This window comes from Symplocastrum torsivum, from assembly GCF_059505465.1.
In genome coordinates this window covers 36,961-56,955 of sequence record NZ_JCACKQ010000125.1, presented here as the reverse complement: position 1 = coordinate 56,955, position 19,995 = coordinate 36,961, and the positions used below count along the sequence as shown (strand labels likewise).

The 19,995-nt window shown below is 45.2% G+C and carries 20 protein-coding genes; 12 read left to right on the top strand and 8 right to left on the bottom strand.

The features are described 5' to 3' along the window. Nucleotides 1–321: 321 nt before the first annotated feature. Nucleotides 322–1,563, top strand: a complete 1,242-nt coding sequence (gene argJ / locus AC5JL3_RS30800; protein ID WP_496078070.1) for a bifunctional ornithine acetyltransferase/N-acetylglutamate synthase — start codon at nt 322–324, stop codon at nt 1,561–1,563. 131 nt (nt 1,564–1,694) lie between these two features. Here the strand turns inward: argJ and AC5JL3_RS30795 are convergent, their stop codons facing one another. Continuing rightward, complete coding sequence (locus tag AC5JL3_RS30795; RefSeq protein ID WP_496078069.1) at nt 1,695–1,853, bottom strand: hypothetical protein; 159 nt, start codon at nt 1,851–1,853, stop codon at nt 1,695–1,697. 259 nt (nt 1,854–2,112) lie between these two features. On the opposite strand from AC5JL3_RS30795, the gene AC5JL3_RS30790 reads away from it, so the two are divergent. Next, the gene (locus AC5JL3_RS30790; protein WP_496078068.1) at nt 2,113–3,942 is read left to right on the top strand and encodes an NB-ARC domain-containing protein; all 1,830 of its coding nucleotides are present in this window, start codon (nt 2,113–2,115) and stop codon (nt 3,940–3,942) included. Nucleotides 3,943–4,014: 72 nt separating this feature from the next. On the opposite strand, the gene AC5JL3_RS30785 is transcribed toward AC5JL3_RS30790, so the two are convergent. After that, nucleotides 4,015–4,158 carry a hypothetical protein gene (locus tag AC5JL3_RS30785; RefSeq protein ID WP_496078067.1) on the bottom strand — a complete coding sequence of 48 codons (144 nt, stop codon included), beginning with the start codon at nt 4,156–4,158 and terminating at the stop codon, nt 4,015–4,017. 139 nt (nt 4,159–4,297) lie between these two features. Between AC5JL3_RS30785 and AC5JL3_RS30780 the strand changes: the two genes are divergently transcribed. After that, complete coding sequence (locus AC5JL3_RS30780) at nt 4,298–4,537, top strand: hypothetical protein (protein ID WP_496078066.1); 240 nt, start codon at nt 4,298–4,300, stop codon at nt 4,535–4,537. Further along, nucleotides 4,525–4,968, top strand: a complete 444-nt coding sequence (locus AC5JL3_RS30775) for a type II toxin-antitoxin system VapC family toxin (RefSeq protein WP_496078065.1) — start codon at nt 4,525–4,527, stop codon at nt 4,966–4,968. The genes AC5JL3_RS30780 and AC5JL3_RS30775 overlap by 13 nt, the downstream gene beginning before the upstream one ends. 64 nt (nt 4,969–5,032) lie before the next feature. Here the strand turns inward: AC5JL3_RS30775 and AC5JL3_RS30770 are convergent, their stop codons facing one another. Continuing rightward, a complete protein-coding gene (locus AC5JL3_RS30770) occupies nt 5,033–6,874 on the bottom strand; it encodes a hypothetical protein (RefSeq protein ID WP_496078064.1) in 1,842 nt (613 codons plus the stop codon). Between the two features lie 309 nt (nt 6,875–7,183). On the opposite strand from AC5JL3_RS30770, the gene AC5JL3_RS30765 reads away from it, so the two are divergent. From AC5JL3_RS30765 to AC5JL3_RS30755, 3 genes are all read left to right on the top strand, one after another. Then, entirely contained in the window at nt 7,184–8,095 is a 912-nt protein-coding gene (locus AC5JL3_RS30765; protein ID WP_192220130.1) for an SDR family oxidoreductase, read from the top strand. Nucleotides 8,096–8,170: 75 nt separating this feature from the next. Then, entirely contained in the window at nt 8,171–9,454 is a 1,284-nt protein-coding gene (locus tag AC5JL3_RS30760) for an ATP-grasp domain-containing protein (protein ID WP_496078063.1), read from the top strand. 88 nt (nt 9,455–9,542) lie between these two features. Next, nucleotides 9,543–10,433, top strand: coding sequence for a succinate--CoA ligase subunit alpha (locus tag AC5JL3_RS30755; protein WP_192220233.1), 891 nt, complete (start codon nt 9,543–9,545; stop codon nt 10,431–10,433). Nucleotides 10,434–10,528: 95 nt separating this feature from the next. On the opposite strand, the gene AC5JL3_RS30750 is transcribed toward AC5JL3_RS30755, so the two are convergent. Next, on the bottom strand, nt 10,529–10,942 hold the full coding sequence (locus tag AC5JL3_RS30750; RefSeq protein WP_496078062.1) for a thiol-disulfide oxidoreductase DCC family protein: 414 nt from the start codon (nt 10,940–10,942) through the stop codon (nt 10,529–10,531). Between the two features lie 748 nt (nt 10,943–11,690). Here AC5JL3_RS30750 and AC5JL3_RS30745 point away from each other — a divergent pair. Further along, complete coding sequence (locus AC5JL3_RS30745) at nt 11,691–11,864, top strand: hypothetical protein (protein ID WP_192220133.1); 174 nt, start codon at nt 11,691–11,693, stop codon at nt 11,862–11,864. 131 nt (nt 11,865–11,995) lie between these two features. Further along, complete coding sequence (locus tag AC5JL3_RS30740) at nt 11,996–13,684, top strand: potassium channel family protein (RefSeq protein WP_496078061.1); 1,689 nt, start codon at nt 11,996–11,998, stop codon at nt 13,682–13,684. Between the two features lie 137 nt (nt 13,685–13,821). Here the strand turns inward: AC5JL3_RS30740 and AC5JL3_RS30735 are convergent, their stop codons facing one another. Continuing rightward, on the bottom strand, nt 13,822–14,556 hold the full coding sequence (locus AC5JL3_RS30735; RefSeq protein ID WP_496078060.1) for a glutathione peroxidase: 735 nt from the start codon (nt 14,554–14,556) through the stop codon (nt 13,822–13,824). Nucleotides 14,557–14,866: 310 nt separating this feature from the next. Between AC5JL3_RS30735 and AC5JL3_RS30730 the strand changes: the two genes are divergently transcribed. Continuing rightward, on the top strand, nt 14,867–16,186 hold the full coding sequence (locus AC5JL3_RS30730) for an ABC transporter ATP-binding protein (RefSeq protein ID WP_496078059.1): 1,320 nt from the start codon (nt 14,867–14,869) through the stop codon (nt 16,184–16,186). Between the two features lie 232 nt (nt 16,187–16,418). On the opposite strand, the gene AC5JL3_RS30725 is transcribed toward AC5JL3_RS30730, so the two are convergent. Both AC5JL3_RS30725 and menH read right to left on the bottom strand, forming a co-directional pair. Further along, nucleotides 16,419–16,796, bottom strand: coding sequence for a hypothetical protein (locus AC5JL3_RS30725; RefSeq protein WP_192220137.1), 378 nt, complete (start codon nt 16,794–16,796; stop codon nt 16,419–16,421). Nucleotides 16,797–17,123: 327 nt separating this feature from the next. Beyond that, entirely contained in the window at nt 17,124–17,921 is a 798-nt protein-coding gene (gene menH, locus AC5JL3_RS30720) for a 2-succinyl-6-hydroxy-2,4-cyclohexadiene-1-carboxylate synthase (protein ID WP_496078058.1), read from the bottom strand. 138 nt (nt 17,922–18,059) lie between these two features. Here menH and AC5JL3_RS30715 point away from each other — a divergent pair, with 138 nt between their 5' ends. Then, nucleotides 18,060–18,305, top strand: coding sequence for a hypothetical protein (locus AC5JL3_RS30715; RefSeq protein ID WP_192220139.1), 246 nt, complete (start codon nt 18,060–18,062; stop codon nt 18,303–18,305). 68 nt (nt 18,306–18,373) lie between these two features. Here AC5JL3_RS30715 and AC5JL3_RS30710 read toward each other — a convergent pair whose 3' ends face one another. Then, nucleotides 18,374–18,940, bottom strand: coding sequence for a Uma2 family endonuclease (locus AC5JL3_RS30710; RefSeq protein ID WP_496078057.1), 567 nt, complete (start codon nt 18,938–18,940; stop codon nt 18,374–18,376). Nucleotides 18,941–19,126: 186 nt separating this feature from the next. Here AC5JL3_RS30710 and AC5JL3_RS30705 point away from each other — a divergent pair, with 186 nt between their 5' ends. Continuing rightward, nucleotides 19,127–19,636 carry a GNAT family N-acetyltransferase gene (locus tag AC5JL3_RS30705; RefSeq protein WP_496078056.1) on the top strand — a complete coding sequence of 170 codons (510 nt, stop codon included), beginning with the start codon at nt 19,127–19,129 and terminating at the stop codon, nt 19,634–19,636. Nucleotides 19,637–19,995 lie beyond the last annotated feature (359 nt).

Below are 19,995 nucleotides of genomic sequence, written 5' to 3'. Positions count from 1 at the left end.
TGACACCCCCCACCCCCAAGCCTTATACTTATGAGAAGTAGATGCACCCTGATGATCGGGAGAGTTACGCAAGTGGCTCTCTTTTTTTTGTGCCAAATTAGTTGGTCAAAAGAATTTCTAAATAGGGGGTGACACCCCCCACCCCCAAGCCTTATACTTATGAGAAGTAGATGCACCCTGATGACCGGGAGAGTTACGCAAGTGGCTCTCTTTTTTTTGCACATATTTTGCAGATAAAAAGTCAATAAGCTACTTATCTGACACCTAAGACTTGATATAATCGCCTCTCGTGCAGGAGTCAAGGTTTTCAGGAGGGAGTCTATGTCAGACTGGCAGGAAATTACTGGTGGTGTCACAGCTCCTAGGGGATATCGAGCCGCAGGAATTACGGCGGGTCTGAAACCTTCGGGGCTTCCAGATTTAGCGTTGATTTTGTCAGATGTAGACGCGATCGCAGCGGGTGTCTTTACAACAAGTCATGTTCGTGCTGCTCCTGTAGACTATTGCCGTCAGCGTTTGCAAGCCAGAGGCAGCGCTCGTGCGATTCTTTGCAATGCGGGTCAAGCGAATGCCGCCACGGGTGAGCAAGGCTGGAGAGATGCCTTAGCCAGTGCTGAAGCTCTTGGTCAAGTGCTGAAAATTCCCGCTGATGCGATATTGCTGGCTTCTACAGGCGTTATTGGTCAACGAATCCGGATGGATGCCTTGGTGTCAGCGATGCCTCAACTTGTTGAAGCTGCCTCTGAAACAGGTTCAGATGCAGCGGCGCAAGCAATTATTACTACAGATTTGGTGACTAAATCGATCGCTTTGGAGACAACAATTGATGACCGTCCCGTGCGGGTGGGTGGCATTTGCAAAGGCTCTGGGATGATTCATCCCAATATGGCAACTCTCCTCGCCTTTGTTACCTGTGATGCTGTTGTCTCGACCCCACTATGGCAACAAATGTTGAGTCGGGCAGCAGATAAGAGTTTTAACCAAATTACTGTTGATGGAGATACCAGCACCAATGACACCTTGATTGCCTTGGCGAATGGTCAGTCCCGGACAGCGGCAATTACAGAAATGGGACCAGAAGCCGAAAAGCTAGAGGCAATGCTTACAGCCGTTTGTCAGTATATGGCAAAGTCTATCGCTCGTGATGGTGAAGGGGCAACCTGTCTAATTGAAGTGCAAGTCACAGGTGCGCCGGATGATAAAGCGGCGCGTCAAATTGCTAAAACCATTGTAGGCTCATCATTGGTTAAGTCAGCCGTGTTTGGTCGTGACCCGAACTGGGGCAGAATTGCCGCTGCTGCTGGACGTGCAGGCGTTCTATTTGAGCAAGACAATCTCAAAATCCAGCTAGGAGATATCCCGCTTATGGAGGCTGGGCAACCTCTAGATTTTGACCGTGCAGCGGCTAGTGCTTATCTGAAGCAAGCAGCAGCGGGAGCATATTTAAAAGAAGATACTGTTTTAATCTCGGTCAGTGTTGGCAGTGGTTCTGGTATGGGTAAGGCGTGGGGCTGTGACCTGAGTTATGACTATGTGAAGATTAATGCAGAGTACACGACTTAAATGCGATCGCTTGTTGTTATTCCTCTGAATTAAGTTCACGTCACTTTTTAGAAGGAAAAAATGTGATCGCACCTCAGGATACTGCGCGATCGCGTTTTCTTCAGGCAGCAGAAGCATCATTGCTGCTATCGTCAATTGCGATCGCGTCGCCGTATTGACTTGGGGGTAGTTTTTGACTTGGCTGTCAGCTTGGCGAGAAATTCTTCCATTCCTGGTATTTCCAATTGGTAGAATGTGGTCTGAATTTCTGGACTATTAGCCTGGTTGTCTTTGATGGGTTCGAGAGCCATCTGGTTTAATGCCTCCGCTTGAGTAACTGAGTCAAGTGTGCAGGTTTAATGAAGGCTAAACCAGCGAAGTCCGAGCAGTTAAACCACGAACTTAAAGTTTTTTGCTATCTTTTGGCAAAGCCAGTGAGGGCAAGTCCTGAAAGCGTTAGCCAACCTCAACTTCAGAAATGGACTGGATTTCTTAAAATCAGGGAAAAGCCATTATCTTCCCGGAAGTCAGCCTCAACATCTGCAACGGGAAGTTAAGCTACCTCAGCCAATGTCTCTACAGATGCAAAAACGTACTCGCGGTTACATCCTCACTCGCCAAGGCGTGGAAAAACTCGAAGCTGCTAAACGGGAGTGGGAAAACCAGCATGGTGCTAGGTGTACACAGGAAAAGATGAAGGAACTAACCAGTGCCTATAAGGAGGACGGCTTATACACTGGCACGATTAGAAAAATATTTAAGGGTGAGAAAGAGGTTGATAGGGAATCTATTCACTGTCTGTTCAGTGCTTTCAACCTGCAACTAGATGATGATGACCTTACTTCTGAACCTCAAGCCTGTCTGCCGAAGCTAGACCCGAACTTCTTAGGACGAGATGAGGCGATCGCAGACCTCAACACCTTTGTCTCTCAAGGGGCAAAAGTCATCCTCATTTACGGCAAAGGTGGGGTAGGTAAGACAACTCTGGCTAAAAAGTACTTCAGCACATGGGAGTTCGACTTAGTTCTGGAACCTCCGATGGCAAAGGAAACAAAGAACATTACACCTATAGAAAGTGTTGTTGAGGAATTGCTGCGAGACTTACAAGGTGAACCCGCACAGGATTTTGGTATAACACTAAAGCGGCTAAAGCAGCAGCTTAAAACTCAAAAGGTTGGTGTTTTGATTGATAACCTCGAACCAGCTCTAGACAAAGACGGCAAGTTCATTGAAGCACATCGGGGTTATGTAGAGTTATTCAGCGTTTTAGCTGATTCAGATGTACAAGCTGTAACGCTGGTTACAAGCCGTGAGTGTCTCAATGAGTCTTGTGTGAATGTTAAGCCTTACGAGTTGAAAGGGATGGCTAAAGACACATGGCAGCAGTACTTTAGCAGCCGCAATTTTGACACAGATTCTCCAGCTTTGAGTGAGATGCATAAAGCCTATGGTGGCAATGCCAAAGCGATGCAAATCCTCTGTAGTACGATTCAAGAGGATTATGAAGGCGACTTAGAGGCTTATTGGCAAGAAAATCAAGGCTATTTGTTAATAGAGAGAGAGTTAGAGGATTTAGTTAAAAGTCAGTTTGACCGTCTAGGAAAGCATGATACTGAAGCCTATCAACTCCTTTGCCGTTTGGGATGCTATCGCTATCAAGAAATTCCTTCAGTACCCATAAATGGAGTCTTGTGTCTGCTATGGAACATACCCGAAGAACAACACAATCGCGTTATTAAATCATTGCGATATCGGGCTTTAGTAGAATTTAACAAGGGAAGATACTGGTTGCATCCAGTAATTCAGTCAGAAGCAGTGAGAAGGCTGAAGTCAAATAAGGATTGGCAATTAGTAAACGCCAAAGCAACCTATTTTGGGCTTGAAAATTTTGGAGAAGATATCCTGAAACTTTTACAGTTCTTGTACCACTACAAAGAGTTTTCTGGGGAGTTAACAAAACTTGCAGAGCTGTGGCCTGATGAGTCAGAATTTTCTGGATCAGAACAAACTTTGAAAGAATTAGTTGAAATAGGAAGCGATATGGCTAATTCTTGCTACTTCGAGGGATTACTTTTAAAAAAACTGGATCTAATTGAAGAGAGTAATATTTATTTTCAAAAAGCAATTTTAATTTTAAATACAGTAGGAGAATTGAAACAAGCTGAAGAAGTACAACAGGTAATAGAGAATGATGGAGAAGCAATAGAAATAACAGAAGTTTTGTACAAAATAGCTGAATGTAGCTATAACGATGGACTTCGCTTCAAAAGAATAGAGGAAAGCATAGGTGAAATTGAGGGAAGTAAAATTTTTTTTCAAGAGGCAATTGATCTGTTCAATTTTATAGGGGCATTTGAAGAAGTTGAGGAAGTTCGACGAGCGATGGTAAGCGAAACATGAGTATAGCAAGCAAAGCAAAGCTTAGGACAACAGGCTCTTTGGAGCAAAAAGCTTAAGCCCTTTGCTCATGTCCTAATGTATACTTCGACTGCTATAAATTTGGAGCGTACCTCTCACCACCACAAAGCTAAAGGTGCGATTTTCTAATAGGAGTGGAGGAGCGATCGCTTTTTGGAGTACTGGGTGATCGCGCAGCATCCTGAAGTGCGATCGCATTTTATTCAGGTAGCAGGAGCGTCAGACAAAACATCTATGCAGAACTTTATTAAAATAATTTAAACACTACCGTAGCAACTAGGCTATTTATTCCGGTCAATTAAAAGACAGCTCATAAAAACAAGAGGAAGTAATCACAATGCAGCCAGCTTTGCACCTTAGCACTAAAGTCTTACCAGGCAACAAAATCGAAATATCTGCTCCAGAGTTGCTAGTGGGTAATACTGTAGAAGTTTTCGTAATCCTAAAAGACACCTCATCTAGCAGCCGTTGCTCTGCCATAGACTTACTAGATAAATTGCCTGGACAAAGACTGTTTAAAACGCCTGAAGAAGCTGACCAGTATCTCCAAGAGGAACGCAGCGCGTGGGAGATCTGACGCTGCCAGATTCTAGCCTTGTTTATGTAGATACTCAAATTCTCATCTACAGCGTAGAAAAGCATCCAGCTTATTGGTCACTCCTGCGCCCCTTGTGGCTGAAGTCTGCAACTGGTAATATCCAAATTATCAGCAGTAAACTGGCATTATTAGAAACTTTGGTTGCTCCTCTCAAGAATGCTGATTCAGTTCTAATTACTGCTTATGAAACGCTGCTTTTATCTATAGAAATGCAACTGATGCCAATCACAAGAGCAATTTTGAGAGAGGCTGCACAATTTTGTGCCCAAACAAACCTGCGGACACCCGATACTATCCATGCAGCAACAGCGATCGCTCATGGCTGTAGCATTTTTCTAACGAACGATAATGGCTTCCGTCGCGTTTCCAATCTGCCTCTAGTTGTTCTAAGCGATATTGCAGCTACTTGATAGCACTACTTGAACGGGTCAGATGCTCAATAGCGAAGTGGTGATGCAACGCAGATCTACTTTTTTACATCCCTGGCATATGCGTCTCAATCAAGCTACCGTCAGGATTGTAAACATCTACGCGAATTCGAGCATTATCACTAATCGCTTCAAGCGCTTCTCCCAATGTCAAAATGTGATTGACAACACCCGCTTGAACATTAGAGTCACCTCTCGCTTTCGCTATGGTTGCAGTTTGTCTCACCTTTTGCATATAGGTTGGTGACAAGCGAACCTGGATGGCGTTGCTGGTAAGCGTGTAGCTACAAACCTGCTGGGTTTTGCCAAAGCACGTTTGATGCAAATCACTTCGGGCTTGTTGTAGCTTCAAAACCACCTGTAACTGTCCTTGCGCTTGCTTGAGAGCTTGTGTGTAGGGAGCAACGAGTGATTGTGCCTTGGCGTGGTAAAAGGTGCCATTGGGAACCTGATTTAAATAGTTCAAGGCATTGCGCCAGTGAACTAACGCCATTGACCATTGACTATCAGACTGGGAATTTTTGGCAAGTTGAGCAATCCGGAGTCCTTGATTGTAGGCATTAGTAGCAAATTGCTCTTGAGCTTTGCGATCGCGTGCTACAGCCATCTTTGGCAGATACAATGCTGACAACTGCTGTGCCTCTTCGTATGCCGTTGTGCCTTGAGGAATCTGCTTGAGACGGTTCATTGCAACCTGCCAGGTGGAATAGACGAGTTGCCAATGCGGTAAGGTTTGAGCGACACCTTGACGTGCCTCAGCAATTAACGCTGCTTCTTTTGCCGAGTTAATATATCCTTGAGCCTGTCGCTCCTTGACCAATCGTTGATTGGTTTGGGCTAAATTCGCCTTGTATTCCTTAATTTTTTGTTGCGCTAGGGGTTGGAGATTACTCTTCGTGGGAAGCTGTTCTAACTGTGCGATCGCTTCTCGCCATAGACTCTGCACTTCGATCCACCTTGAAGCTGGATGAGGCGGATTTTGACTTTTATAAGAAGCCCTCGCCGCCGTCTTCAATGCTGTTACCATCTCATCAACCCGTTCTGCTTGCGCTTCATAGGCTTTCAGCAGTTCTTCAGCTTGCCTATGATGGCTCGACCAAGAGGGAATCGACTCCAGAATCTGAATCGCATCCAGTAACTGCTGTTGCGCCTCCAGAACATCCTTCCCTGAACCAGGGTTTTGCAGCGTTGCCGTAGATTGTTCACTCAAGCCTTGAGCCTCAGGAATTGCTCTACACACGCCAATAACACAAGGACGGGTGAGAACATAAAGGCTAGTAGAGAAAACCGCCAAACTCAAACCCACACCAGCAACAATTAATGGCAGCAAAGAGGACTTTGACTTGGGTTTGCTGGCTTCTGTCTCAGGTGATTCAGGCGACCAAACATCCGGTTGAGGCTCGTCTTCTGAAATCGGCTCATCCCAAGGGTGAGGCAACTCTGAATCGGTTGTCGGTGCCTCCGGGCTTTGAGTAAACTCACTTTCAGTCCAATCACTCTCTGTTTCCTCAACGGCGGGGTTAAGGAATTTCGGGAAATTCTCTACTGTCTCAACAGGTCTATCAGCAGTTACTATTGGCTCGGAGAGGTACTCGGTTAGGAACGAGTGGGAAGCATAAGATTGCTTTTGCCCTGCTACCCGCAAATAAATTTTTACCGGATTGCCAACTGACGAATGATGCTCAAGAATCGTTTGCTCCAAAAAATCAAAGATTTCTTGTTGCTCTAGCATCACATCTACCCGATGTTGAACCAGAATCATCAGCGCCCCTTCCTTAAGCAGACACCGCACCTGAATTGGGACAAGTGTCGAGAGTCTTTTCTGCAAGTCTGCCTGTAAAACATGCCCTAAGATTTCTAAATCGTCGGGGCGCGTCGCTGTTTTCATCTGACCACACCGTTCTTCTAAATATAAGCTGTCGCTTTTTGTCCGTTGTCCGTTGCAACCGACTACTGACTACTAACTACTGACCAATCACCCAGAGCTATAAACGAAGTCATTAGCCGACCTTGATGTAAAAGCCTGATTTTACCAGTTTCTCCTTGCGGGTAGATGCACAATACCAGTTTTCGTTGGAATTATAAACGAATACCTTGAGTGTTGTTTCAACTAACCTCTAATCTCTCCTGAATCTTTTTAAGATGCAAATAGATACTAAATAGCACTTAACAAGCGACTAAAAGCAAAAAACTTATTATGACTCAGGCTTCCCCTTTAGCTGAACAAGTGATCTTGATTACTGGCGCTTCCGCAGGAATTGGCGCTGCCCTTGCCCGACAATTAGCTGTCAAAGCCTTGGGCATTCGCTTGGTACTGGCTGCCCGTAATCAGCAAAAGCTTGAGGCTGTAGCGACTGAGTGCCTTAAAGCAGGTGCCGATGTTTTGGTTGTGCCGACTGACATGGCTCAAGTTGAACAGGTAAAAGCCTTGGCACACTCAGCGATTGAACGTTTTGGACGAGTGGATGCCCTTGTCAATAACGCAGGTTATGGGCAGATGGGACCCATTGAATTAATCTTACCGGAAGACGCTCAACGACAGTTTGCTGTAAATTTCCACGGTCCATTAGTCTTAACCCAAACGTTAATCCCGGTCATGCGTGACCAAGGATGCGGACGAATTATCAATGTGTCATCCCTAGGAGGGCGTCTGCCGTTTCCGGCTGGCGGTATGTATAGTGCGTCTAAGTTTGCCCTGGAAGCACTTAGTGATGTGCTGCGAATGGAGTTAGAGGCATTTAATATCAAAGTCAGCGTAATCGAGCCAGGACCCGTAACAACGGAGTTTTTCAGTGTGGCTGGCGATAGAGTTGATCTGAATGTTCCGGAAGCTGGGAGAACACTCTATCGACCTGCTATACAGGCAATCAAAGAAATAGAACAGCAAACCGCGCCTCTAGCCTGGAGTTCAGAACGAGTAGCCCATGTGATTATCCGGGCGATTACTGACCGACATCCCCGTCCCCGCTACTTAGCAGCAACAGGTGGGAGGATGATGCTGTTTTTGATGACGAAATTGATGCCCACGAAGCTTTTGGATATGTTCTGGAAGCGTTTCTATCGAATTGATCAAGTTGAAAAAGACTGGAAAAGGCGCTCTAGTGTGTAAGCTAACGAACTCGTTAGAACCTCAGAGTTTGGTAACTTTGATCAGAACCACTGACTGTTAAACTACACTCCATTCATGGACTTATTAGAGTACCAGGCGAAAGCATTGTTTCGTGAGATCGGCATTCCTGTTTTGCCGTCCCAACGCATTGACCATCCTAGAGACCTCAAGCGTTTAGAGATTCCTTATCCAGTGGTTCTGAAATCTCAGGTGCCTACAGGGGGAAGAGGGAGAGCGGGTGGTATCCGTTTTGTCGAAAATACCATTGATGCGATCGCAGCCGCTAGGGCAATTTTCAACCTGTCGATTCTCGGTCAGTATCCTCAAGTGTTGCTAGCCGAGTCCCGCTATAACGCGGAACAGGAGTTTTTTCTGGCAGTCATCCTTGACTACACACTGGGGCGTCCGGTTCTCTTGGGTTCTTCCAGAGGCGGTGTCAATGTGCAGGCAGTGATCGAACACCTCCAAAGGGTTGTCGTCGATCAAGAATTTTCTCCCTTTTATGCGCGGCGTCTAGTTCTCAAAATGGGACTGCAAGGTAATCTCATTGAGTCTGTGAGTGGGATTGTGCAGAAGATGTACCAGCTTTTTGTCGAAAAGGATTTGGACTTAGTGGAAATCAATCCCCTCGGCATCAGTTCCACAGGTGAGATGATGGCTCTAGACGGCAAAATTATCGCCAATGACAATGCCCTTGGTCGTCATTCTGAGTTGGCAACGTTAGTTTCAACCAGTAGTGATAGTAAGATTGAGCAACAACTGCCGACCAAGTCCTTGACTGAACTCAACTGGACAGACGGCGATGGCAATATTGGCATCCTTTGTAATGGCACTTGTCTTGCTGCCGCAACCTTAGATTTGATTTACCGGGCAAAGGGAAAGCCAGCTACTTGTCTGATTGTGAATGGATATGCTAGTTGGGATTTGCAGTCTACGTCTTCTCCAGTGCAACAACTGCAAGGCGCACTACAGCAGCTTACGAGCAATGATGGCATCAAGGTTGTTTTGGTCAACATTTTAAGTAGCCCTGCTGCCAGTGAAGAAGTAGCGGAGGTCATTGCTAACTATCTCCTTTCTCACCTTGGGGAAACATCCGTGTTGAATGAGGCAGACCGAACGGAAAAAGCGATCGCAATGACCTCACGTTTCCGCCAAGAACGAAGTGATGGTAGTCGTCTTAGCCTCCAACGAACAGCCTCTCAACCCCAACTGCCTCAATTTATTATTCGTGTTGTTGGGGGGAATTTTAATACGGTCAAAGAGGATTTGGTAAACATGCCTGTACACTGGATTGATAATCTGGATGAGGCAGTTGCAAAAGCAATATCCCTCGCAACAGCAGCGATCAAGAAAGCCTAAGGTTAATCTCCTCTAGCAAGAGCTGGCTGTTCTTGTTATGCTCAAACATCTTCATCTTGCATCTACAGCACACGCACATCCAGCAATTATGAACTTGACACCAGACAGCAAAGTCCTGGTACAGGGCATTACACAACCACTTGGCTCCTACCACGCTGCACGAATGAAAGCCTATGGCACGAATGTGGTGGCAGGGGTTAGCGCAGGACAGGGAGGGCAAGAATTACATGATCTTCCCGTGTTTGACCTAGTTGAGGAGGCGTGTAACTATGCTGGATCTGTGGATGCAACGGTTATTTTTGTAGAACCCTACAATGCCCTTGATGCAGCCTTAGAAGCCATAGACGCTGGAATTGGGCAAATTGTTCTTGTCACGAGTGGCATTCCGCCTCTAGATATAGTTCGTCTGTTGCAGAAAGCACAATTTACTGACACTCTGGTCATTGGTCCTAGCAGTTCTGGGATTATTGTGCCAGGAAAACTTTTGTTGGGTACTCAAGAGAGTGAATTTTACACACCTGGCTCAGTAGGGGTGATCACTCGTGCGGCTACCCTTAGTTATGAAATTGCGCTGACACTGACTCAGGCAGGACTAGGACAGTCAATAGCCGTGAATTTAGGTAGTGATGTCATTGTTGGTTCTTCTTTTCTCCAGTGGCTTCAGGTTTTGGCAACAGATGAAAATACAGAAGCGATTGTTTTAGTGGATCAGACAGGGGGCGGGAGTGAAGAAGCAACCGCTCAATATATTGCCGAAGCCGTTGATAAACCCGTAGTTGCCTACGTTGCTGGACGATATACACCTGTAGATAAACAAGTAGGTAATGCAAGTGCTATCCTTGCCGCTCAGCTATCAGGGCCAGTGACTAATGCCAGTACCGCTCAACACAAAGTTGCTGCGTTCAAGAAAGCGAAAGTACCAGTGGCAGAACGTCCGTCTCAGATTCCTGAGTTGGTAAGAAAGGCGCTCAAAAAGTGAGATTTTGGGGAAATGCGATCGCCTTTTGAGCCTGATGTCAAGTTGTATTCAAACTAACTTTCTCTCCCCCTGCTTCCCCAACACTCAACATTCAACTAATGGGAACTGGATGTAGCAGCACAACCTACCGGATAAGCTGACTTATAAGTACTAGACCGCTTACCAAACCAACTGTAGCGATTATCGCGCATTTGCTCATAAGCGCGATCACCAACCCATTTCACTCCAGGCATAGCTCGGTAAGCTGAGATAAACATATTCCCAACTGGCAACAACTGCCCAATCTCCTCTGCCGCATCACTGCCTTGCCACCGACGCTCTGGGAATTTTGCATCAATTAAAATCATCCCCATCTCGCAGTCTTGGGATGTTACACAAAAAGTCTTCAATGTTTCTTCATCCTGCATTGGGATGTAATCAAAGATTCGTCCCTGATCCAGGTTTTCGAGTAGCTGTACTAGAGTGACACAAAGATTGCAATTGCCGTCGTAAATAACGTGGTAGTTCATATCAAGAGCAGTATCTTTTACAAAAAATGGCGATATAGCAGAAAGCTATCAGCTATCAGCCATCAGCTTTTTTGTTTGGCTGACTAGTAGCCTTTAACTGCACCTCATTTAACTGAGAACTGCTATATATCCTTATTTTTAACCCAGATTGAAAACAAGATACCTAAAAACGCAATACAGCGTTTTCTAGGCTAATGAGGTACATCTATCCTACTCTCCCATTCTCTATAGGAGAAGAGAGAAATATTGACTGTACCTCACCAGTATGAAAATTGCTGTATAGCGGTTCTCATGTGGATGAGGTACAAATTTCTAGGTTTTCGGGAATTGGGTGACGCTGGCATCCGGAGGGAACCTCCGGATGAGGAAGCGCACCCGCAGGGAATGGGGAATTGGGAATAGGCAAGAAACTTAGATGTACCTCACTGATACGAGAAAAGCTATATACCGATTTTCAGTTGGATGAGGTACAGCAAGGTGTGTGAAACAAGAGAGAGCGCAAGGAAAACAAAAAGCTGATAGCTGATAGCTGACGGCTTTCTGCTATAAGGCAGGACTTACGCACTTCAACACGCGGTACGGACGCACGCAATGCGCCTTTCCCCAATACAAAATTAGGTTTTCACCGATATTCCTGATATCCGTTCTAAGGCTGCGTAAAAGGCAGCATCTGTCCTGAACAGTTAAGTAAGAGAGGTTTGACGGAAGACACAGAAGCCTCCATCACTCATCCAGGAGGTAGGGCAAAATGAAATTATATTGGAAGAAAGTACTTGTAAAAACAACAATTTGGTTAGCGGCTGAAATCATGCTAAACCTACTTGGACTCGATAATATTGCTGACTACAGTGAGTTTATCTATGGGCAAGAGGTTGCGCTGTTGAACTCACATCAACCAGCAATCGTTGTGCCTGCTACTTAGAAACAAAATGTGAATTGAGCTTTTTCCTATAGCAGTGGTGTCTTCAGCTACAGTCCTTGTATGTACTCTAGATAACAATAGGGAGTTGGATACTTGCGTAGCAGTCATCTGCTTTGACACAAAGCTAATTCATGAAACCCCGTATCATTGTCTGTGGATTGGGACGCACTGGATATAAAATTTTCAGCTTACTGAAGCAACAGGGAGCGGCTGTTGTTGGCATCAGTGATAGACTTCTATCGAATGAAGGGGATAGTGTCGTAATTGGAGATTTGCGCGTAGCCTCTACTCTACGGCGAGCAGGGATTGAGGAGGCTCAAATCCTGATTCTCTCTAACGATGATGATGGACTAAATCTGGCAATTCTGACTCAGGCGCGAGTAATTAATCCTCGGATTCGTATTGTTAACCGATTGTTTAATAGTAGTTTAGGCGATCGCCTTGATCAGACGCTTCCTGATCATGTCAGCCTGAGTGTTGCTGCCCTGGCAGCACCTGTGTTTGTTTTTGCGGCACTGGGAAATCAAGCTATTGGGCAACTGCGGCTATTTAATCAAACGTGGCCAATTTATGAAGAATACATTCATGACAATCATCCCTGGATTGGACGCCCATTAAGTCACCTCTGGGATGATCGATCGCGAATGTTAATTTACTACCTCCCGGTAAAGGGTCAGGTCGATTTAGTATCTGCTGTTGCTGAAGGGCAACGGTTACAACGAGGCGATCGCCTAATTATTGGCACTCAGCCCCAAGTCCATAGCCGCCGTCAATCCTGGCTGCGTAAATTTTTCAAAGTTTTTACCAACCTGCGAGAGTTTCACAAACACGCTCAACCCGTACTAGTGGTGAGTTTTGCTCTGTTGCTAATGATTTTTTTCGCTACAGCTATCTACATTTGTGTCGATGAAAACATTACAGTTGTCGAGGCTCTCTACTTTTCCGTTGGGATGATTACGGGTGCAGGTGGTCAAGAACAAGTGGCAGAAAAAGCCCCCGACGGCATCAAGATTTTTACAGCGGTAATGATGTTGGTGGGTGCTGGGGTGATTGGAATTTGCTACGCCCTACTCAATGATTTTGTTTTAGGAACCCGCTTTAATCAGTTTTGGGATGCTGCGCGTGTTCCCAGCCGCCATCACTACATTGTCTGTGGCTTAGGTGGCATTGGTGTTCAGATTGTCAATCAACTCCATAATCATGGTCATGAAGTGGTCGTGATTGAGCGCGATGCCAACAATCGGTTTCTCCGCACGGTTCGTTCTTGGGGCGTACCCGTGATTCTTGGTGATGCCAGTTTATCTACGACCCTAAAAGCCGCCAACATTGATTCGTGTGAAGCCCTGTTAACGGTAACAAGTGACGACATGTCGAATGTCGAGATTGCCCTAAGTGCAAAAGCCCTAGTTCCAAAATTGCCAGTAGTGGTGCGTAACCAAGACCCACAGCTTGCTTGTACTGTGCAACAGGTTTTTAACTTTGAGGTAGTGCTGAGTCCAACAGAACTAGCAACACCGTCCTTTGCGGCAGCGGCATTAGGTGGACGCATTTTGGGAAATGGGATGACTGGCGATACGCTTTGGGTGGCATTGGCTACGCTAATTACACCGGGACATCCCTTCTGCGGACGCTTGGTCAAAGAGGCGGCAATGGATGCTGACTTTGTACCACTTTACATAGAAACTAACAGCCAGACGCTCCACGGATGGGATGTTCTGGAAACTTGTCTACATGTTGGCGATGTTTTGTATCTGACGATGCCAGCCTCTGCGCTAGAGTTGTTGTGGCGTGTGACTCCTTCTCATCTGATGGTCAGCTAATCATCAGGTTACAGTTGCAGACTGAGTTATTAAGATGTACTGAGGCATCACTCAAGTAATGAGGGAAGTCACTGAGGGATTAGTTTAGGTTTTTTCCCTAACACCTAACCCCTCTACCTCTTTTGTACGAACTGGTACTAGCTAGCACCAAGATAAGCGGCGAGTGCTTCGGAATCGCCAATTAATTTGCCATCAACAAAGACTTGGGGAACTGTTGTTCCACCTGAGACTGCCCTCAATGAGCGAGTGGTCACCTCTTTACCTAGGACAATTTCTTCATAATCTATACCATTCTCCTTTAGCATCGTCTTGGCACGAGCGCAGAATGGACAACCTACTTTTGTAAACAGGGAAACTAACTGGGGTTTTGTTGCCTCAGGGTTGATATAGTTGAGCATTGTCTGGGCATCAGACACCTCAAACGGGTCACCTGGCTTTTCTGGTTCAATGAACATCTTGTCAATTACGCCATCCTTGACCAGCATGGAGTAGCGCCATGACCGCCGACCAAATCCTAGTTCAGCTTTATCCACCAACATTCCCATGCCATCACTGAATTCGCCATTGCCATCGGGAATTAAAGTAATATGCTCTGCCTCTTGGTCTTTTGCCCATTCGTTCATCACAAAGGCATCATTGACGGAAATACAAACTATCTCATCAACGCCGTTTTCTTTAAAGACCTTAGCTAACTCGTTGTAACCCGGTAAGTGGGTTGATGAACAGGTTGGAGTAAACGCACCTGGCAAGGAGAAGACAATCACTGTCTTCCCATTAAATAGTTCATCTGTAGTGACATTCACCCACTCGTTGTTCTGGCGAGTACGAAAGGTAACATTGGGAACTTTTTGTCCTTCGCGATTGGGCAACATGAATATGGCTCCTTGATTAATCAACTTTAAACGTATTCGTTATGACTATGACTTGTCAAGAGGGTAAACAGGATTGCGAAATCTTAAAGGTCGAATTACCGAACATTAGTGGGTCTAAAGCCCCATCATAAGAAGGACGGCTTTTTATCGGCTTCAATCTTTTAAGAAATGTCCTAATACTTTCAAAATCAACTTTCTTGTCAAAGTACGATAGAATTAGGCGCTTGTTGCTACGCACTTCGCTGCGTGAGCGTACTTCAGCAAACTAAATCACCGAAATAGGTGGATTATCCCATCCGTTACAAACACCGTGGCTCAGGTTATTCTCGAAAACGTTTATAAAAGCTTTCCTGGTCGCAAGGGAGAGCGAATCGCACCAGTAACAGCAGAACCCTTATTGACACCAAGCAATGAGGGACTTGTTGCAGTGGGAGAGACACCTGTACCTCCTACAGGAGGTGTCAGTGTCCTGCGGCGCATTAACCTGTCAGTGCAAAATGGTGAGTTTATGGTGCTGGTTGGGCCTTCTGGCTGTGGGAAAAGTACCTTACTGCGCTTAATTGCAGGGCTAGAAGAGGCAACTGGCGGCAATATTTGGGTGGGCGATCGCTTAGTAAATGACCTAGCGCCCAAAGAACGAGACATTGCCATGGTGTTTCAGAACTACGCCCTCTACCCTCACTTGAGTGTGTATGACAACATTGCCTTTGGACTGCGACGTACAAAATTAGGGAATGGGGAGTTGGGAGTTGGGAGTGGGGAAGAACAGACTCCAAAGCAGGTTCCTGGTTGGACGGAGGATGCATTAGTCGCCTTGACGAGATCGCTTCCTAAGGGACTACGCTATCTCTCTGATAAAGAAAAAGCAGTTGATGAACAAGTTCGCACTGTTGCTCAGTTACTGCAAATCGAGCCACTGCTGAACCGACTACCGAAACAACTGTCGGGAGGACAAAAGCAACGGGTTGCTTTAGGACGGGCGATTTCCCGCAATCCCCAAGTCTTTTTGATGGATGAACCACTCTCCAACCTAGATGCCAAACTTCGAGCAGAAACTCGTACCCAAATTGTCAAACTCCAACGGCAACTCGGTACAACAACAATCTACGTCACCCACGACCAAACCGAGGCGATGACAATGGGCGATCGCATTGCTGTCATGAACCAAGGTCAAATCCAACAACTTGCTCCCCCACTCGAACTGTATAACCAACCCGCCAACAAGTTCGTTGCCGAGTTCATTGGTTCACCACCGATGAACTTTCTCACCGTGCAGGTTAAAGCACCCCTTTTAATTCAGCACTCCCAATTCCGCCTCACGCTCCCAGAAGTCTGGAGTTCAGTATTACAAAAATATGATGGACTCTCTCTAACCCTCGGCATTCGTCCAGAACATCTAAGTGTTGGCGTTCCTGCGCCCAAAAATCTGCCAGTGCAGGTTGACCTTGTCGAAGCACTGGGCAACGATACTTATCTATCCGTTACTTTGGCTGAATCGTCTACTCTACAAGTCAGAATTCCACCTGATCAAGTTGTCAAAATCGGCGATGCACTTTGGCTATCAATAGCCGTAGACAAAATTCATCTATTTGACCCCCAATCTGGTCTAGCAATGCGGTCTGATTGTTGAAGATGCTTAGCATTGGAGCAAAGGTGAAGGCGAAAGGGCGAAAGGATAACCTGCTCCTGTTTTTGGTGTCTAGCGATCGCGTGTGACAGGTAAGCTTGAGCCTGTAGAAAACGCAGGCTTTATTGCTACAGGAACGGCTACTGATCTCTAAAATCTGTTGATAGCTTTGCTCCCTTGGCAAACCTCTTGCTATCCCTCACAACCCCATCACCCAGATTGGCTAATGCAGTAGTTAGAGTCGAGACTCCAGTGGCTCACAAAAATTGTCTACGCCTTGCCTCATGACATACATCAGCACTGGTGTAGCGAGGATTCCAGGAAGTAGAGGTGTTGCGCCTAGATAGGCAACAACAGGTGCAAACGACCCGTTGAGCAAGTCTTCCCGAAATTCCTTTTGACAAATCACAGCACGGCATTTCCGAGCTAAAGCGTCTAACCACTCAGCATTATCTCGCTGTGGTTGCTGTCCTGCACGAATTGCTAATGCGATCGCAGCATCTTCCAAATTCCCCTCACAATCCTCAATCGTGTCGAGAGCTTTCATGGCATCAGGGTTGTTTGCTAATTCAGAGCGAAACTGAGCAATTTCTTGAGAAGTAATAATGGTCATGGAGTATGTCTGGCAATTAACCCAGTATCGAACATAAATAAGCCTCTACACTATTCTGCCAAAGGTCGTAACCCGTGTCTTGCCCAAAGAGCGTGTAGAGAAGGAGAAATAGAAAGATAAGCTGCTATACGCCTAATTTTCCTGATCTGGACGAGTTTTTGGTCGATGCCATGAGAAATTGGTAATTATGGCTACTGATTGATACACGAATTTACGTTTATGCGATCACCTGAATGTGGTGGGGTGCGATCGCTTTGGTGTTCAAGTTTGGGTATTACCTATACATCGCTCTAGTTAGCTAAATTAAAAACATTAACTTTTATTAAATTAACTTAAAAAGCTTTTGAGATTTAGAGCAAATTCTTTTGGGTTTTCAAAGTGAATATTATGACCACAATTACTAATTATTTTCAGTTGGGCTGATTTACATAATCTTATCATTTCGGAATTTATGGTCTTAAATTTTTCATCATACTCTCCAATTAACAGCAGCAAGGGATTTTGGTTTATTTTCAGTTTATCCCATAAAGAAGGTTGCTTTCCTGTACTTAAGCCGCGAAGTGATTTGGCTAATTCTAAAGGATTACTTTGCAACCGCTTTTCCAACAGAACATTAAAATCTGGGTGTTTATTCAAAGACGCAAAAAGTGGTTGACTATACCACTTCAATAAAAATACGGGGAAATCAATTATCTCTAATTGATGCGCTAGTTCTAAATCTTGCTGAATTCGTTCAGCTTGATCCCGTTCAGTTTTTAAACCAGGAGAGGCAGATTCCAGCACAATCCTAGAGAAGCGTTGTGGGAAATGCAGATTCAGGTAGAGAGCCAGTCGCCCCCCCATAGAATAACCAATCAAACTGCAGATTTCAATGTTTAAATTGTCAAGTAACTTAATTAAGCCATGAGCAGTATTTTGCATCGAGTAGCACCCATCGTTACCTATAACTTTAGTTTTCCCATGACCAGGTAGGTCAATGGCAAGGCAACAAAAGTTTTCAGACAACAACGTTATAACTTCATTAAATTCATTGCTGTCACCCATAAAGCCATGCAGAAAAAGAATCAGTGGCTTATCTCTATCACCACTAAACGAATAGTGAAATTTGAACTGGTCACACAGCATCGTCTACAACCACTCTAAAAAGTTATATGAGAAATATCTTGCTCTGCTATAGCTGAGCGAAACTACAGTACATCACCTTGCCCTTGTGTTACTCTAAATCGGTCTTATGACATTTAATAAACTGCCGAGGTGATAATCATGCCGATGTTGAAATTAACAGTTGGGCAGGTGATAGAGTTGGTGAAGCAATTGCCACAAGAGGATAAGTACGCCGTATTGCACGCCATTAATCCGGACATAGATGCGCGGATGGAAGATAAGCTAGAACGGGAAAAAGAACAGCAGTTGCGTGCCGTGAGTGCTAAGCGAGGACTAGATTGGGATAAATTGAGTGAAGACGATCAAGAGGTAATTGCCAAGAATTTACTGCAAAAGAGCATGTAAATTTTGAGTCGTAATTCAGTAGGGTGGGAATTTGCCCGCCCTGCCCCATAAAAGCGATCGCTTGCCTTCTAAGCAAACAGTCGCGCCACAGTGCAAACAAAACCAGGTAGCAGAGGACAAGTCAGCTCATCATTACTAAAGAAGGTTGCAATAAGCCTTAAACTCGCTTGTTCCCGTCGATAAACCTCAATTTGTTGCGTTTGCCAATCAATAATCCAGTACTCCTGTACTCCCCGTGCTGAGTAAAGTTTGAGCTTCGCCACTCGATCTCGCCGTTCATTCTCACCACCAGGCGATAACACCTCAACAATTAACTCTGGCGCGGCAGTTAGATGCCCTGCATCATCTAACAGGACAGCGAGGCGTTCATTACTAGCCCAAACCACATCAGGGATAACATTATCAGCATCTGAAAAAATAATCCCTGGATTAATTGTCGCTTCCCCTAAAGCAGTAGACTGTGACCACATATCAAGTGCAGCAAAGAGCCTGCCACAAGCTTTTTGATGTTTCCAATGTGGTGCTCTGGTCACTAATAACTCTCCATCAATAATCTCATAACGGTTTCCGTTATCTGGCAAGAGTTCCAGGTCGGCTGTAGTCCAGCGTAGTCGTTCGTCTGTAGTCTGGCTCATACAAGCTACTCACAACAGGGGATTGCTCACATTTTAGGATATGCAGCAAAAAGGGCGATCGCACAAAGACTACGACAATCTTTAGAAGAACAAGCAAGATACCCAAACCTACCCCGAAGCTATACAAGATTGAAATGTAGTTAGAAACTCTATCAAAACTATTTTTCCTGAAATAGGAGTTTTGCTTTGAACGTTTTGGAAACCAAACGAATGTTTCTTCGGCAATTAACTAGAGATGATGTAGATAACTTGCTTGGAATCTTCTCAGATTTTATAGCAATGCAATATTATCCCAATACCAAGAGTCGGGAAGAGACAGAGGAGTGGATTTGCAGAAACTTAGAGAGTTATCAAAAATATGGTATTGGGTTATGGGCAGCGATTCTTAAAGATTCAAATGAGTTTGCTGGACAATGTGGCTTAGTTGTTCAGCACGTTGATGGCAAAACGGAGATTGAGATTGGCTACTTATTCTTGAGGAAATATTGGGGGCAAGGCTTGGCAAAGGAGGCAGCATTAGCTTGCCGTAATTATGGATTTACGAGCCTTAACTTTACTCGGCTTATATCCTTGATTAACCCAAACAATATACCATCCCGAAGAGTTGCGGAAAAAATTGGTATGACATTGGAGAAGGAAGTCAAGTGGGAGAAAACGGGCAATATCCAGTGTGTATATGCGATCGCACGGATGTGACGGAAGGCTGAGACTATGAAAGGAACATTGCCATGGTTTCAGAAGAATTGCACCCTCCACTTCAGACCTTCATCGCCTTGTAGTTTAAATGTAGTATAACCATAACTATAGCCAACCGCCTTGAGCAGATTACATGAATCTAATCGCTTTTCTCCTTCGTTCGTCCTGGACTACAGTAGCGATCGCTGCCTTCACAGGTTCCCTGAGTGGGGTTTGTTGCAGATTCCTAATTGCCTTAAGAACTAGGGACAAACCGTATTTAGCAACCTTAACAAAGGCTGTATTCTCTCTACTGACCTTATAACAGCAAAAAAGCTAGGCTATACTGCGGTATAGATCGAATTGATAAGGTCACAATT

Bases quoted from the DNA above. Each gene is read 5' to 3' on its own strand.
- argJ (WP_496078070.1), top strand. From the start codon at position 322: ATGTCAGACTGGCAGGAAATTACTGGTGGTGTCACAGCTCCTAGGGGA.
- AC5JL3_RS30795 (WP_496078069.1), bottom strand. From the start codon at position 1,853: ATGGCTCTCGAACCCATCAAAGACAACCAGGCTAATAGTCCAGAAATT.
- AC5JL3_RS30790 (WP_496078068.1), top strand. From the start codon at position 2,113: ATGTCTCTACAGATGCAAAAACGTACTCGCGGTTACATCCTCACTCGC.
- AC5JL3_RS30785 (WP_496078067.1), bottom strand. From the start codon at position 4,158: ATGCGATCGCACTTCAGGATGCTGCGCGATCACCCAGTACTCCAAAAA.
- AC5JL3_RS30780 (WP_496078066.1), top strand. From the start codon at position 4,298: ATGCAGCCAGCTTTGCACCTTAGCACTAAAGTCTTACCAGGCAACAAA.
- AC5JL3_RS30770 (WP_496078064.1), bottom strand. From the start codon at position 6,874: ATGAAAACAGCGACGCGCCCCGACGATTTAGAAATCTTAGGGCATGTT.
- AC5JL3_RS30765 (WP_192220130.1), top strand. From the start codon at position 7,184: ATGACTCAGGCTTCCCCTTTAGCTGAACAAGTGATCTTGATTACTGGC.
- AC5JL3_RS30760 (WP_496078063.1), top strand. From the start codon at position 8,171: ATGGACTTATTAGAGTACCAGGCGAAAGCATTGTTTCGTGAGATCGGC.
- AC5JL3_RS30755 (WP_192220233.1), top strand. From the start codon at position 9,543: ATGAACTTGACACCAGACAGCAAAGTCCTGGTACAGGGCATTACACAA.
- AC5JL3_RS30750 (WP_496078062.1), bottom strand. From the start codon at position 10,942: ATGAACTACCACGTTATTTACGACGGCAATTGCAATCTTTGTGTCACT.
- AC5JL3_RS30745 (WP_192220133.1), top strand. From the start codon at position 11,691: ATGAAATTATATTGGAAGAAAGTACTTGTAAAAACAACAATTTGGTTA.
- AC5JL3_RS30740 (WP_496078061.1), top strand. From the start codon at position 11,996: ATGAAACCCCGTATCATTGTCTGTGGATTGGGACGCACTGGATATAAA.
- AC5JL3_RS30735 (WP_496078060.1), bottom strand. From the start codon at position 14,556: ATGTTGCCCAATCGCGAAGGACAAAAAGTTCCCAATGTTACCTTTCGT.
- AC5JL3_RS30725 (WP_192220137.1), bottom strand. From the start codon at position 16,796: ATGACCATTATTACTTCTCAAGAAATTGCTCAGTTTCGCTCTGAATTA.
- menH (WP_496078058.1), bottom strand. From the start codon at position 17,921: ATGCTGTGTGACCAGTTCAAATTTCACTATTCGTTTAGTGGTGATAGA.
- AC5JL3_RS30715 (WP_192220139.1), top strand. From the start codon at position 18,060: ATGCCGATGTTGAAATTAACAGTTGGGCAGGTGATAGAGTTGGTGAAG.
- AC5JL3_RS30710 (WP_496078057.1), bottom strand. From the start codon at position 18,940: ATGAGCCAGACTACAGACGAACGACTACGCTGGACTACAGCCGACCTG.